Source organism: Cobetia marina, from assembly GCF_001720485.1.
Classification (GTDB): Bacteria; Pseudomonadota; Gammaproteobacteria; order Pseudomonadales; family Halomonadaceae; genus Cobetia; species Cobetia marina.
Genome location: NZ_CP017114.1, coordinates 3,545,213 through 3,559,755 on the forward strand (window position 1 = coordinate 3,545,213; position 14,543 = coordinate 3,559,755).

The 14,543-nt window shown below is 63.3% G+C and carries 11 protein-coding genes and 2 tRNA genes; 5 read left to right on the forward strand and 8 right to left on the reverse strand.

Going from position 1 to position 14,543, the window contains the following annotated elements:
* Window positions 1-131: 131 nt before the first annotated feature.
* The 4 genes from BFX80_RS14925 to sdhC form a co-directional block, all read right to left on the reverse strand.
* Window positions 132-836, reverse strand: coding sequence for a succinate dehydrogenase iron-sulfur subunit (locus BFX80_RS14925; RefSeq protein ID WP_077379223.1), 705 nt, complete (start codon window positions 834-836; stop codon window positions 132-134).
* A gap of 114 nt (window positions 837-950) precedes the next feature.
* Window positions 951-2,723: a succinate dehydrogenase flavoprotein subunit gene (sdhA, locus tag BFX80_RS14930; RefSeq protein ID WP_077379221.1), complete on the reverse strand. Its 1,773-nt coding sequence runs from the start codon at window positions 2,721-2,723 to the stop codon at window positions 951-953.
* Window positions 2,724-2,726: 3 nt separating this feature from the next.
* Window positions 2,727-3,074: a succinate dehydrogenase, hydrophobic membrane anchor protein gene (sdhD, locus tag BFX80_RS14935; RefSeq protein WP_077379219.1), complete on the reverse strand. Its 348-nt coding sequence runs from the start codon at window positions 3,072-3,074 to the stop codon at window positions 2,727-2,729.
* Window positions 3,068-3,445 (reverse strand): succinate dehydrogenase, cytochrome b556 subunit, encoded by a 378-nt coding sequence (gene sdhC / locus BFX80_RS14940; protein WP_043333108.1) that lies wholly within the window; start codon window positions 3,443-3,445, stop codon window positions 3,068-3,070. Before sdhC ends, sdhD begins: the two co-directional genes overlap by 7 nt.
* A 391-nt stretch (window positions 3,446-3,836) precedes the next feature.
* Between sdhC and gltA the strand changes: the two genes are divergently transcribed.
* Entirely contained in the window at window positions 3,837-5,123 is a 1,287-nt protein-coding gene (gene gltA, locus BFX80_RS14945; protein ID WP_077379217.1) for a citrate synthase, read from the forward strand.
* A 239-nt stretch (window positions 5,124-5,362) separates the two neighbouring features.
* Window positions 5,363-6,250 carry an NAD(P)-dependent oxidoreductase gene (locus BFX80_RS14950; RefSeq protein WP_084209308.1) on the forward strand — a complete coding sequence of 296 codons (888 nt, stop codon included), beginning with the start codon at window positions 5,363-5,365 and terminating at the stop codon, window positions 6,248-6,250.
* Between the two features lie 575 nt (window positions 6,251-6,825).
* Here BFX80_RS14950 and BFX80_RS14955 read toward each other — a convergent pair.
* The 3 genes from BFX80_RS14955 to gltX form a co-directional block, all read right to left on the reverse strand.
* A tRNA-Glu gene (locus tag BFX80_RS14955) sits at window positions 6,826-6,901 on the reverse strand.
* 18 nt (window positions 6,902-6,919) lie between these two features.
* Window positions 6,920-6,995: transfer RNA gene (locus tag BFX80_RS14960), tRNA-Ala, on the reverse strand.
* A 196-nt stretch (window positions 6,996-7,191) separates the two neighbouring features.
* The gene (gltX, locus tag BFX80_RS14965; protein WP_077379213.1) at window positions 7,192-8,667 is read right to left on the reverse strand and encodes a glutamate--tRNA ligase; all 1,476 of its coding nucleotides are present in this window, start codon (window positions 8,665-8,667) and stop codon (window positions 7,192-7,194) included.
* Window positions 8,668-8,968: 301 nt separating this feature from the next.
* Here gltX and cydD point away from each other — a divergent pair, with 301 nt between their 5' ends.
* The 3 genes from cydD to BFX80_RS14980 are packed head-to-tail and all read left to right on the forward strand — an operon-like array spanning window position 8,969 to window position 13,489.
* The gene (cydD, locus tag BFX80_RS14970; protein WP_084209309.1) at window positions 8,969-10,780 is read left to right on the forward strand and encodes a thiol reductant ABC exporter subunit CydD; all 1,812 of its coding nucleotides are present in this window, start codon (window positions 8,969-8,971) and stop codon (window positions 10,778-10,780) included.
* Window positions 10,777-12,600 carry a thiol reductant ABC exporter subunit CydC gene (gene cydC, locus BFX80_RS14975; RefSeq protein WP_084209310.1) on the forward strand — a complete coding sequence of 608 codons (1,824 nt, stop codon included), beginning with the start codon at window positions 10,777-10,779 and terminating at the stop codon, window positions 12,598-12,600. The genes cydD and cydC overlap by 4 nt, the downstream gene beginning before the upstream one ends.
* Before the next feature lie 25 nt (window positions 12,601-12,625).
* Window positions 12,626-13,489, forward strand: a complete 864-nt coding sequence (locus BFX80_RS14980) for a Rossmann-fold NAD(P)-binding domain-containing protein (protein WP_084209311.1) — start codon at window positions 12,626-12,628, stop codon at window positions 13,487-13,489.
* An 18-nt stretch (window positions 13,490-13,507) separates the two neighbouring features.
* Here the strand turns inward: BFX80_RS14980 and BFX80_RS14985 are convergent, their stop codons facing one another.
* Complete coding sequence (locus tag BFX80_RS14985; RefSeq protein ID WP_043333112.1) at window positions 13,508-14,407, reverse strand: LysR family transcriptional regulator; 900 nt, start codon at window positions 14,405-14,407, stop codon at window positions 13,508-13,510.
* Window positions 14,408-14,543: the final 136 nt, after the last annotated feature.

The window sequence follows — 14,543 nt, forward strand, 5'->3', positions numbered from 1 at the left end:
CACCATCTGAGTCTTCTTTTATCGTCAAAAGCCGGTGCACAAGGCACCGGCTCCAGCAAGCTGTGCGCTGCGACAAGGTGTGACACCCTGCCGCAGCTGACGTGCAATCATAACAAGCTAGCGCTCGGCTTTTAAGTGGCGTTTGCCAGCAAAAGCTCACGAATCTTGCCGATGGCACGTGTCGGGTTCAGACCTTTCGGGCAAACCGCGACACAATTCATGATTCCGCGACAGCGGAATACGGAGAACGGGTCGTCCAGTTCGCTCAGACGCTCCTTGGTGGCCGTGTCACGCGAGTCGGCCAGGAAGCGATAGGCCTGCAGCAGACCACTCGGACCGACGAACTTGTCCGGGTTCCACCAGAAGGACGGGCAGGCCGTCGAGCAGCAGGCACACAGGATGCATTCATAGAGACCGTCGAGCTTGTCGCGGTCTTCCGGCGACTGCAGACGCTCGATGGCCGGGGCCGGCGTGTCGTTGAGCAGGTACGGCTGGATGCGCTCGTACTGCTTGTAGAACAGGCTCATGTCGACGACCAGGTCACGCACGACCGGCAGGCCCGGCAACGGACGCAGCACCAGCTTGTTGTCCTTGACGACTTCGGACAGCGCGGTGACACAGGTCAGGCCGTTCTTGCCGTTCATGTTCATGCCGTCGGAACCACAGACACCTTCGCGGCAGCTGCGACGATAGGCCAGCGAGCTGTCCTGTTCCTTGAGCATTTCCATCACGTTCAACACCATCAGGTCACGGCCCTGGGTGTCGACCTGAAACTCCTGCATGTACGGCGCAGTATCGGTTTCAGGGTTGTAGCGGTATATGGATACCTGAAGCATGGTTTCCCCTCCGGGCAAACGGGTCAGGTGCGTGCGATGCCCTGCACGCACCTGGATCACGGCGAACTCAAGCGAGCGTGAACTCGAGCGAGTGCGAACTGGTGCTTGTCAGACTCAGTAGGTACGAATCTTCGGCTCGAAACGCTCGACGGTCTTCGGCGCGAAGTTCACGTCACGCTTGCCGACACGCTTCTCGTTCGGGAAGAACAGAGAGTGCTTGAGCCAGTTCTCGTCATCACGATCCGGGAAGTCGTAACGGGAGTGGGCACCACGGCTTTCCTTGCGGGTCAGGGCCGCAATGGCGGTGGCTTCCGCCACTTCCATCAGGTTGTCCAGCTCAAGGGCTTCGATACGCGCGGTATTGAAGACCTGGGACTTGTCAGCCAGACCCGCCTTGGCGATACGCTCACGCAGCTCGGACAGCTGCTTGACGCCTTCTTCCATCTTGTCTTCCTGACGGAAGACGCCGAAGGAGTTCTGCATGATCTGCTGCAGTTCGCGCTTGAGTTCCGGCACGGACTCGCCGCTTTCGGACTCGTTCCAGCGATTCAGACGCACCAGGGCAGAATCGATGTCGCTCTGGGTCGGCTCGAGGTACTCGATGCCTTCGTTGAGCGCGCTCTCGATGTACTTGCCTGCCGCGCGGCCGAAGACGACCAGATCCAGCAGCGAGTTGCCGCCCAGACGGTTGGCACCGTGAACGGAGACGCAGGCCACTTCACCCACGGCATAGAGGCCGTTGACGATGCGGTCGGTGCCGTCTTCGTTCTGCGCGATGGCCTGACCGTGCACGTTGGTGGCGATACCACCCATCATGTAGTGACAGGTCGGCACGACCGGGATCGGCGCGTTGGTCGGATCGACGTGCGCGAAGGTCTTGGACAGCTCGGAGATACCCGGCAGGCGCTTGTTGAGCACTTCCTCACCGAGGTGATCCAGCTTCAGGAAGACGTGATCGCCATTCTCGCCACAACCACGACCTTCGAGGATCTCCATGACCATGGAGCGCGCGACGACGTCACGGCCCGCGAGGTCCTTGGCATTCGGCGCGTAACGCTCCATGAAGCGCTCGCCGTCCTTGTTGACCAGGTAGCCACCTTCACCACGGCAGCCTTCCGTGACCAGCACGCCCGCACCGTGGATACCGGTCGGGTGGAACTGCCACATTTCCATGTCCTGGACCGGCAGGCCGGCACGCAGTGCCATGCCGATACCGTCACCGGTGTTGATCAGGGCATTGGTGGTGGAGGCGTAGATACGGCCCGCACCACCGGTGGCCAGAACGGTGGCCTTGGACTTGACGACGACGGTCTCGCCAGTCTCGATGCACAGGGCAATCACACCGACGATGTCGCCGTTGGCATTCTTGACCAGGTCGATGGCGTACCACTCGTCGAGGAAGACGGTGCCGTTTTTCAGGTTGGCCTGATACAGCGTGTGCAGCAGCGCGTGGCCGGTACGGTCAGCCGCGGCGCACGTACGTGCTGCCTGGCCACCCTTGCCGAAGTCCTTGGACTGGCCACCGAACGGACGCTGATAGATGCGGCCATTGTCGAAGCGAGAGAACGGCAGACCCATGTGCTCCAGCTCGAAGACCGCCTTCGGGCCTTCGGTACACATGTATTCAGCCGCGTCCTGGTCAGCGATGTAATCGCCGCCCTTGACGGTGTCATACATGTGCCAGCGCCAATCGTCGTTCGGATCAGCAGAGGCGATGGCACAGGTGATACCGCCCTGGGCAGAGACAGTGTGCGAGCGGGTCGGGAAGACCTTGGACAGCACGGCAGTCTTCTTGCCGGACTGGGACAGTTCGAGACCGGCACGCAGGCCAGCGCCGCCGCCGCCGATGATGATCGCGTCGAATGTCAGGCTACGCATGGTGGACATGTATCAGGCTCCCCACAGGACTTGAACGCCCCAGACCAAGAAGATGAACAACGCAAGGATGACGAAGACCTGGAAACCGAAGCGCAACGCGGTCGGCTTCATGTAATCGGTCGCCACGGTCCACAGACCGATCCAGGCGTGTGCGGCAATCGCGATGAATGCCATCAGAGAGAAGATGCGCATTGCCGTGTTCTCGAACAGACCACTCCAGGTGGCGTAATCGAGGTTCGGGTGCAGCAGGAGATAGCCGACCATGAACACGGAATAGGCTGCCAGAACCACGGCAGACACACGCTGCAGCACCCAGTCAGACAGACCACTGCGACTGAAATTGGTGATGTTGTTTACCATACCCAGACTCCCGCCAGGACCACGAGAACGGCACTGATCACGACAGTGACCTGCGCCTTGCGATTCGCACTTTCAAGTTCGACACCAATGTCCATGTCCATCAGCAGGTGCTTGATACCTGCCACGAAATGGAAACCGAGGGCAGACAGCAGGCCCCAGGCCACGATCTTGGCAAGGAAATTGGTTGCCAGGGTGTCACGCACTGCCTCGAACCCTTCCGGGGAGGACAGCGAGGCATCGAGTGCCCACAACGCGAACACCAGGCCCACGAACAGAATCACGCCGGTAATACGGTGAGTGATTGAAGTAAGGGCAGGGAGAGGGAATTTGATCGTCGTCAGATCGAGATTTACGGGTCGTTTGCTATTCACGGCTCTTACACACTCTCTTGGCCCAACACGGACGCAAGCCCGCAGGGGCGGTGGTTTGAGGAAGGGTCTCGGGCGCAGGCCATCCACGGTACCGAGCCGAATTTCCCGCCAGTCGCGCGACGGAGGATTATAGGGGTTGGCCATTGGCATGACAAATGACACGACGTCGCATAGCCGCAACCACGAATTGCACAAAATGCGGCGATCAGGACGCAACCTGAAGGGCATGGAACGACAAACGTCGGGAAACTGACGCACAGCGCAGCATCGCACGTCTCTACGCCGAGTGGCGAATTGACAATCTTTGGCGGGCTTCTATAGTGGGCGGGATTGATGCAAGCCCGGCATGGCAAGCAAGTCAAAGAGTTACGCGAATAATGAGGAGGTCGGCATGACTGACAAGAAAGCGACACTGACGGTAGACGGTATCGACAAGACCATCGAATTTCCGGTCTATTCCGGCACGCTCGGCCAGGACGTCATCGATGTCCGCGGCCTGACCGCCGAAGGCATGTTCACCTACGACCCGGGCTTCGTCTCCACCGCCGCCTGCGAATCTTCCATCACCTTCATCGATGGCCAGAAAGGCGTCCTGCTGCATCGCGGCTACCCCATCGACCAGCTGGCCAAGAGCTCCAACTATATAGAGCTGTGCTACCTGCTGCTGTTCGGAGAGCTGCCGAACAAGGAAGAGTACGACAAGTTCGCGCAACTGATCGGCAACCACACCATGGTGCACGAGCAGATCGTCAACTTCTTCAAGGGCTTCCGTCGTGATGCCCACCCGATGGCGATCCTGTGTGGCGTCGTCGGTGGCCTGGCCGCCTTCTACCACGACAATCTGAACATCAACAACGAGAAGGAACGCTACGTCAGTGCGGTGCGCCTGATCGCCAAGATGCCGACCCTTGCGGCCATGTGCCACAAGTACAACATCGGCCAGCCGTTCATGTACCCGCGCAATGACCTCTCCTACGGCGAGAACTTCCTGTACATGATGTTCGGCAATCCGTGTGAGGAGTACAAGATCAACCCGGTGTTCGCCAAGGCGATGGACACCATCTTCATGCTCCACGCCGACCACGAGCAGAATGCCTCGACCTCCACCGTGCGTCTGGCAGGCTCCACCGGTGCCAATCCGTTCGCCTGCATCAGCGCCGGCATCGCGGCACTCTGGGGCCCGGCACACGGCGGCGCCAACGAGGCCGTGCTCAACATGCTCGATGAGATCGGTGAGGATTCCGAGGAGAACATCCAGCGCTTCATCGACAAGGCCAAGGACAAGGATGACCCGTTCAAGCTGATGGGCTTCGGTCACCGCGTCTATCGCAACTTCGATCCGCGCGCCAAGGTCATGAAGGAGACCTGTGACGAGGTGCTGGAGCAGCTGGGTATGGCCGACGATCCGCAGCTCAAGATCGCCAAGCGTCTGGAGCAGATCGCACTGGAAGACGAGTACTTCATCGAGCGCAAGCTGTACCCGAATGTCGACTTCTACTCCGGCATCATCCTCAAGGCGATCGGCATCCCGACCAACATGTTCACGGTCATCTTCGCCATGTCACGCACCATCGGCTGGATCTCCCACTGGAACGAGATGATCGCCGGCGGCCATCGTATCGGCCGCCCGCGCCAGCTCTACACCGGCCACCCGCAGCGCGACTACCCGGCCAAGTAAGCCACGTCGCACCCCGGCAGCCGACCGAAACCGCCTCTCAGGAGGCGGTTTTTTCGTTTCTGACGCCCCTGCCCTGCTCGCCTGCCTCACGCCCCTGCCACCCCTCCTGCACAAGCCATCAGTCATATACAGTCCCTCGCCCCACGCCAGACGTGCTAGCGTAATGTCACGCGGTACCGACACCGCCGTCATGCCCAGCAAGTCCGCCTTTCGCTGATAGATGGCCAGGAGCCCTTCGCATGTCAGAGACACACGCAACGCCACGCATTGCCGCCTTCATCGGACTCGGCGTCATGGGTCACCCCATGGCCGGCCACCTGACACGCGCAGGATGGGAAGTGCGCGTCTACAACCGGACCCGCTCGCGCGCCGAACAGTGGTGCGAGGAGTACGGTGGCACCCATCACGCCACGCCGCGAGAAGCCGCGGAAGGCGCCGAGATCGTGCTGATGTGCGTCGGCAATGATGATGACGTGCGCAGCGTCACCTACGGCGCCGATGGCGTACTGGCCGGTCTGTCGGAGGGAGGACTGCTGGTGGATCACACCACGGCCAGCGCTGATCTGGCGCGAGAGCTGTCCGTGGCGGCGCGCGAGCATTCGGTCGGCTTCGTGGACGCCCCCGTGTCTGGCGGCCAGCAGGGGGCCATCAATGGCGCGCTGACCATCATGTGCGGCGGTGACCCGCAAGATTACGATCGCGCAGCACCGGTACTGGCGCATTACGGGCGCATGGTGAAGCGTATCGGGGAGACCGGTGCCGGCCAGACCACCAAGATGGTCAACCAGATCTGCATCGCCGGACTGGTTCAAGCGCTCTCCGAGGGACTGCACTTCGCCGAGCAGGCGGGACTGGATCGCGAGGCGGTGATCGAGGTGATCTCCAAGGGCGCAGCGGGCTCGTGGCAGATGGAGAACCGACACGCCACCATGATCCGCGATGAGTACGAGCACGGCTTCGCCGTCGACTGGATGCGCAAGGACCTCGACATCTGTCTGGCGGAGGCACGCCGCATCGAGGCAAGCCTGCCGGTGACGGCGCTGGTCGATCAGTTCTATGCCGACGTCCAGAGCATGGGGGGCGGCCGCTGGGACACCTCCTCGCTGCTCAAGCGCCTGGCCAGATGAGGCGAGCCCTCCCCACTCGAAGCGGCCTCGCCCGCGTCATCGCGCAGCGAATCAGGCACTGAACGAATGACGTCCTGCTAGCCGTGCAAGCCGCCCGATGAAAAGCGCCGATTCCAGCGTCAGCGAGACGTTGGAATCGGCGCTTTCTTGATGCCGCATTGCAACAACCCTGTCACCGTCACGCTGCGCTGCCTTTTTCCACACTATCTGTGGATAACCTCGTTGATAACCCTTAGACAAGCGCTTCCAACCTGCATGACAGCGGGCTTACCAACAGATTGCACAATTTTTAACCAGCTTATAAGCCATTGATATAAAAGAAAATTTTGGCATGCAGGAGCAAGTGCAGACCGGATGGCCGCACTTCGAGGGGGAGTATGAGGAAAGTTCACGTCCTGGCCGCGCAGTGGACAACACAACAGCGATGTCAAGGGCGACTTGGGGATAACATGCGTTTCGGGCGACACACCGGCTGTGCATAAGCCGAAATCAGAGACAAAAAAAACACACCCCGCAAGGTGTGCTTTTTGTTGACTTCCCGAGGCCATCACAGGCGACTCGAGATGTCAGAAGAGTGGCGTCCCATAGGGGGTTCGAACCCCTGTTACCGCCGTGAAAGGGCGGTGTCCTGGACCACTAGACGAATGGGACGCAGTCGCTTGAGAAACTTGGTGGAGCCTAGCGGGATCGAACCGCTGACCTCAACACTGCCAGTGTTGCGCTCTCCCAGCTGAGCTAAGGCCCCGTCTCTCAAGAACGAGGCGTATAATACTGACCCGCCTCGTAGTCGTCAACTTCTTTTTCACACAATTCCGTCGCGCGGCGCATCAGGCCCACCAGGGCAGTCCGACAGCGCCTTGAGAAGGCTCAGCGCCCTGCTGCAGCGCATGCCCCCATGACACACGTTCGCCATGGGGGCCCTTCAGGCATCACTGACACCCTTACAGCTCGCGATATTCCTTCTCGAAGCGCTTGGCAGCCTTCTTGGAGACGCCGCCCAGCACTGCCACGGCATGACGCAGACGTGCACGGGTCATGTCGGAACCGAGAATGACCATCGCATCCATCACCGAGGTGGAGGTCGCCGAGCCAGTCACCGCCACGAACACCGGCGCCAGGAAGTCCTTCATCTTGAGTTCGAAGTGCTCGGACAGCAGCTTCACTTCCGCCAGCAGGTGCTCCTTGTCCCAGGTGCTCACGGCCTCGAGCTTCCAGGTCAGGAACTGCATCTGACGCACCAGATCTTCGCCCTGAAGCTTGGCCTTGGCGAAGTCGTCCGGCGTGATGGCCGGCAGTCCGGAGAAGAAGTGCCCCGCCAGCGGAATCGCCTCGGACAGCGTCTCGATGCGCGGCTTCACTTCCGGCAGGATCTGCTTGACGTAGGACTCGTTGAAGGCCCATTGACGCAGCTCGCTCAGCAGCTCGTCCTCGGACAGGTCACGGATGTAGAGACCGTTCAGCCAGCTGAGCTTCTCGACATCGAACACCGGGCCGCCAAGGGAGACGCGCTGGATGTCGAAGTGCTCCTGCATCTCGCTCAACGTGAACTTCTCGCGCTCGTCCGGCATGGACCAGCCGAGACGCCCGAGATAGTTGATCACGGCCGCCGGCAGATAGCCCATGCGGCGGTAATACAGGATGGACGTCGGGTTCTTGCGCTTGGACAGCTTGGTCTTGTCCGGATTGCGCAGCAGCGGCATGTGGCAAAGCTCCGGCATCTGCCAGCCGAAGTACTCATACAGCAGCTGATGCTTGGGCGCCGAGTTGATCCACTCCTCACCGCGCATCACGTGGGTGATCTCCATCAGGTGATCATCCACCACGTTGGCCAGATGGTAGGTCGGCATGCCATCGGACTTGAGCAGGATCTGCGCATCGACCTGGGCCCAGTCGACCTCGATCTCGCCGCGCAGCATGTCCTTGACCACACAGGTACCGCTTTCCGGTACGTTCATGCGGATGACGAAGGGCGCACCCGCCGCTTCACGACGTGCCACTTCCTCGGCCGGCAGGGCGAGATCGGACGGCTTGAGCGCCATGTGCAGACCTTCGGCCTTGCGGGAGTCGCGCAGCTCATCCAGCTCCTCGCTGGTGCGGAAGCACTTGAAGGCGTGGCCGGCATCGATCAGTTGCTGGCAATGCGCGGCATAGATGTCGCCACGCTCGCTCTGGCGATACGGACCATGGGGGCCGCCGACATCCGGACCTTCCGACCATTCGATGCCCAGCCAGCGCAGCGAGTCGAGAATCATCTGCTCGGACTCACCGGTGGAGCGGGTCTGATCGGTATCCTCGATACGCAGAATGAACTCGCCACCATGCTGACGAGCGAAGCACTGGTTGAACAGGGCGATATAGGCAGTGCCGACGTGGGGATCACCAGTCGGCGACGGTGCGATACGCGTACGAACGGTCATGTGGAGTCCAGTATTTCAGGGGGAGTGTCAAGAAGGGTGTCGAAAAGCGTCTCGAGATGACGGCCGGGCGCGAGGCGCGACAAGATCTCGAACCAGCCTGGCAAGTGGTGCCCGGCCAACACGCTTCAATTCGGCAGCCTGTACTGGGGGCATATTATACGCAAGGTGAAGATGTGCGACAGTGCGTCACCGTGTGCCAACGCCTCCACGGCGGTAAGCTGACGCCCGATGATCGTCCGCCGTGACGCCTGGTGCCCGCGCCTTCTCACCATCCCCTCTGCCACCACCGGCAGGAGCCAGCATGTCCCGAACCACCGCCTCGTCTGATGTTGCCTCCCCCCTTCACGCCGACGCCTCGTCGTCTGAGTTCGTGCCACGCCGCTGGCTGGAGACCCTGGCCCGAGCTGGCGGCCACTGGCCGAACATCGCCATCGGCTGCGCCCTGCTCTCGACCCTGGTGCTGCTGGCACAGGCGTGGAGCATCGCGCGCCTCGCCCAGGGCGTGGCGATCGAGCGCGAGTCGCTCATGACACTGTGGCCGGCCATCGCGGTACTCGCCGCCAGCCTCTCGCTGCGAGGCGCGCTTGGCGGGCTGCGCAGCTACGCTGGCACCCGTGCCAGTCAGCAGATCCGTCGCCGCCTGCGAGAGCGTCTATTGCAGCGCTTCGCCGAACTCGGCCCACTGTGGGTGCATCGCCAGCACCGCGCCAGTCTCGCCAACCGTGTCTGGGACCAGGTCGAGTCGCTGCATGGCTATTACGCCGATTTTCGCCCCCAGACTCGCCTGGCCGGGCTCATCCCGTTGCTGCTGCTGGCAGTCGTCTTTCCGCTCAACTGGGCGGCGGGCCTGATTCTGGCGATCACCGCCCCGCTGGTACCCATCTTCATGATTCTGGTCGGGATCGCGGCGCGCAAGCGCTCCCGCGAGCAATTCCAGGAGATGGACCGCATGGGGCGCCACTTCATGGACCTGCTCACCGGCCTGAAGACGCTCAAGCTGTTCGGCAGCGCCAGACGCGGCGCCCAGGTCGAGGCCGTCAGTCACGCCTTTCGCAAGCGCACCATGCGCGTGCTGCGCCTCGCCTTCCTGTCCTCCACGGTGCTGGAATTCTTTACCGCCGTGTCCATCGCGCTGCTGGCGGTCTATCTCGGCTTTCACTTCCTCGGTCATCTGCAGTTCGGCACCTGGGACGAGGCACCGCTGACGCTGCAGACCGCCCTGTTCATTCTGGTGCTGGCGCCCGAGTTCTATCAGCCGCTGCGCGAGCTGGGCGTGCATTATCACGCCAAGGCCGAGGCCGAAGCGGCCGCGCTCGACCTGGCGCCGATCGTCGGTGCCACCCCCTTCTCCCGTCAGCAGACGCCTGACGACGTGAACACCACGCCGCCTCGCAGCGCGACCCGCCCCATCACCTTCAGCGCCCTGAGATTGCAGGACGTGAGCGTGCGCCATGCCGGCCAGCTCCCGGACACGCCCCCCGCGCTGGGCCCGCTGTCACTGCAGATCGCCGCCGGTGAACGAATCGCCATCACCGGCTCTTCGGGGGCAGGCAAGTCGACACTGCTCAACCTGCTGCTGGGCTTCGTCGAGGTCGCCGACGGCATGCTGTCTCTGAATGGACATCCCTTGACCCAGGGCCTCCCGGCCGGCACGGCCACCTGGGTGGGCCAGGAAACGGTGGTCCTGTCCGGCACGCTGGCCGACAACCTGCGACTGGCGAAGCCTCAGGCCAGCGACGACGAACTCGAGGCCGCGCTGGCCAAGGCCGACCTGTCCACATGGCACGCCAGCCTGCCCCACGGACTCGCGACACCGCTTGGCGAGGGCGGTCAGCCACTGTCCGGTGGGCAGGCACGCCGCCTGTCGCTGGCGCGCGCCTTCCTGCATGATGCGCCGCTGGTGCTGCTGGACGAACCCACCGCCAGTCTGGATGCCGAGAGCGAGGCACGTGTGATCCGGGCACTGCAACGCCTCGGCGAAGGCCGCACCCTGCTGCTGCTCACACATCGTCCCGAACTGCTGCCACTCTGCCAGCGGCTGATCCGTCTCGAAGGCGGCCGCCTGGTGGAAGATCGGCACCTGCAGGCCACCAGCCCGCGAGGTGATGCATGACACCCCCTGACGTCCCCCCGACCGCCCGGCCACCATCGCTTGGCGAACTGAGTCCCTACCTGGCGTTGATGCGCGAGCACCGGGGCTGGCTGGGTGTCGGCGCCCTGCTGGCGCTGATCACCCTGCTGGCAGCCACCGGGCTGCTGGCGCTGTCGGGATGGTTTCTTTCCGCGACTGCCGTAGCCGGCGTGAGCGTCGCGGCCACCCAGGCCTTCAACTTCTTCACTCCCGCAGCTGGCGTGCGCGGACTGGCACTGGCGCGCACCGCCGGACGCTATGGCGAGCGCGTCACCACCCACGAAGGCACGCTGCGCCTGCTGGCCAGCCTGCGTCGTCGTCTGTTCGACGCCATCGAACCCCTCTCCCCCGCCGCTCTGCAGCGTGCCGGGCAGGGCGAGCTGATGACGCGTCTGGGCGCGGATATCGATGCTCTCGACAGCCTCTATGTGCGCGTGCTGATTCCGTCACTGGTGGCGGTGTGTGCCATCCTCGCCGCCGGTACGCTGATCGGTGTCTTCGCGCCGACATTGGCGCTGATCACCGTGCTGGGGCTGGCGCTGACTGGGGGGCTGGTGCCGTGGCTGGCCTGGCATCTTGGCAGCCGCGATGCCATGCGCCATCAGGCCTCCGCCAGTCACCTGCGTGCCCGTCTGCTGGAGCGCCTGCAGGGCCTGGGCGAGCTGGTCATCTACGGACGCTGGCAGGCAGAGCTTGCCAGCCTGGCGGAGCAACAGGCCGAGCGTGATCGCATCGAGCGCTCCCAGGCGCGTCGTCAGGCGCTGGCCACCTGGCTGAGCCATACGCTGCTGGGGCTGACGCTGGCAGGGGTCGCCCTGCTCGGCGTCATGCAGATGGCGCCTCAGACGCAGACGGCTGTCGGTGACGTGACCGCCCATGCCGGCGAGCTGCTCGACGGCCGCCTGCTGGCGCTGTTTCTGCTGGCGATCCTCGGTGCCTTCGAAGCCCTCGCCCCCCTGCCGCTGGCCTGGCAGGGGCTGGGCCGCTGCCTGTCGGCGGCCGCGCGCCTCAACCAGGTACAGGCCGATACCCCGGCGCCACAGTTTCCGGAGGACTCCGCCGCCGCCACGCCTGTCGGGCATGAACTGGTGATCCATGACCTGAATGTCGCGCATGGCGACACTCAGGTGCTCGAGCAGCTGTCGCTGAGCCTGGCAGCGGGCGAGCATCTGGCCTTGCTTGGCCCCTCCGGCAGCGGCAAGAGCACCCTGCTGGAAGTGCTCAGCCGCTTCCATGCCCCCCATTCCGGCAGCATTCATCTGGGCGGTGTGGCGCTTGAGTCGCTCGACGAGGCCACACTGCGCGCAAGCTTCGCCGTCTGTCCGCAGGACACGCATCTGTTCTGCGCAAGCTACGCTGACAATCTGCGCCTGGCCGCGCCTGAGGCCAGTGATGCGACACTCATCCACATGCTGGAAAGCCTGGGGCTTGGCGAGTGGCTGGCCAGACAGCCGCAGGGGTTGGCCGGTTTCCCGGACGAGGGGGGCCGTTCACTGTCCGGAGGCCAGCTGCGTCGCTTCGGCGTGGCACGGGCGCTGCTCTCGCCCGCCCCGATCGTGCTGCTCGACGAGCCCTGTGAAGGCCTGGATCGCGAGAGTGCCGAGCGGGTGATCAGCGCGATTCTCACGGCCTGCCGGGGACGCAGCCTGATCATGATCACCCATCAGCCGCTGGGGCTTGAGCGCTTTGCGCGTCTGGCACTGCTGGAAGAAGGGAGACTCAAGGAAGATGCCACGCCGACCACACTGCAGGCCGACTCGCGGCTGGCACGCCTGATGGCGCGCACCACGAATCAGGCCTGACATGAACGCTATCGCGGGAGGGACGATGACGGAATCCACACTCAAGGATCAACCACTGGCCGCTGACACCTTTGCACGCCTCCCACAGGGCTTCACCGCTCTGGTGACGGGTGCCGGGGGCGGTATCGGACGCGCGATGCTCGAAGAGCTGCTCGCCCACGAACGCTGCAGCCGGGTGCTGGCGGTCAGCCGTGACGTCTCGCGTCTGCCGGCACATCCCGCACTTGCCTCACTGCAGGCTGACCTGACCACCGACGAGGGCATGGCGCGGCTGGCAGACTGGCTCCGCGAGCAACTGGATGACACGGGACAGGAGGAGAACAAGGAGAAGCACGAGGAGAACGAGCCCAGGCCAGGTCAACCACCGGCACTGATCCTCAACACCATGGGGCTGCTGCATGAGGAAGCCTTTGAGCAGCACGCGGCACTGTGGCCCGAGAAACGTCTCGAGGATCTCGACATGGCCGCGCTGACGCGCCTGCATCAGGTCAATGCCTTCGTCCCGGCCCTGTTGCTGGGGATGCTCGCGCCACGCCTGCGCCGGCGCACGCCGCTGATCTTCGCCTCGCTCTCGGCGCGGGTCGGCTCGATCAGCGACAACCGCAGTGGCGGCTGGTATGCCTACCGTGCCAGCAAGGCCAGTCACAACATGCTGCTGAAGACCGCCGCCATCGAGATCGCGCGCCGCAATCCCGAGGCTGTGTTGGTCGCGCTGCATCCGGGCACCACCGATACCGGGCTTTCGGCCCCCTTTCAGGCGCGGGTCCCCGAGCACAAGCTGTTCACGCCAGGCTACGTGGCGCGTCGCCTGCTGCGGGTGGCGGGTGAGCTGTCGCCAGAGGACAGCGGCGGCTTCCGTGACTGGGCCGGCGAGCCGATCGACTGGTGACGGAAGCAGCGGGGGCGATCAGAGCTGCAGGTGCTCCTGAAACCATTCGGTGATGAAGTCCAGATAGGCACGCGTCTTGTCGGGCAGGTACTTGCGCGAGCGAAACAGCACCACCATCGAGCCATGCTCGTTCCAGTAGGGCTGCAACAATGGCACCAGTTCACCGCTTTCCACTGCTGCGCGGGCCGAGAAGGTCGGCAGATAGGCGAGACCGAAACCGGCCTTGGCCGCCTCCACCACGCCGAGCAGATTGTTGATCACCAGCCGCGACTCCGGCTCCACATCGAAGGGCTGCCCGTTGAGCGTGAAGCGCCAGTGAGCGCCCAGGTCATAATTGCCGTAGAAGATGGTATCGAAGGCGCGGATGTCCTGCGGCTGCACCGGCGGGGCATTGACGCGCGCCAGATAATCCGGTGCCGCATACAGGCCATAGACCACCTTGCACAGAGGCCGCGAGACCATCGAGGAATCCGGCAACGGTCCCATGCGAATCGCCAGATCCACCGACTCATCGATGGGCTCGAAGCGCTGATCCTCCAGCAGGATCTCGACGCTGACGTCCGGATAACGGCGCATGAAGGCGGTGGTCGGGGCGGCCAGATACATGAAGCCGAACGACACCTGCGCCGAGACCTTGAGCTGGCCCATCGGCTGGGAGGTGACGGACTGCACCCGCGCCTCGGCGGATTCCAGCTCCTCGCGGATGCGCAGCCCGTGCTCGTAATAGATGCGCCCCGCCTCGGTGAGGTGCAACTTGCGGGTCGAGCGATTGATCAGACTCACCCCCAGCTGCTCCTCCAGTGCCGCCACGCGCTTGGACGCCAGCGACTTGGAAATTCCCAGGCGTCTCGCGGCTGCCGTGAAGCTCGCCGCTCGTACCACCTCGACGAAGACCCGCAGAGCATCAAGCGTCGCCATTCCATACTCCAGAGTTGATTCAGCTCCAGACGCCCATTGACGAGCGTCCTGCGTGACCACGCGAACATGTTTCCATATTGGAAACCCTAGTTTTCGATTGTACGCGCTTATTCTCCAAAGCGCGTCGCCCTATACT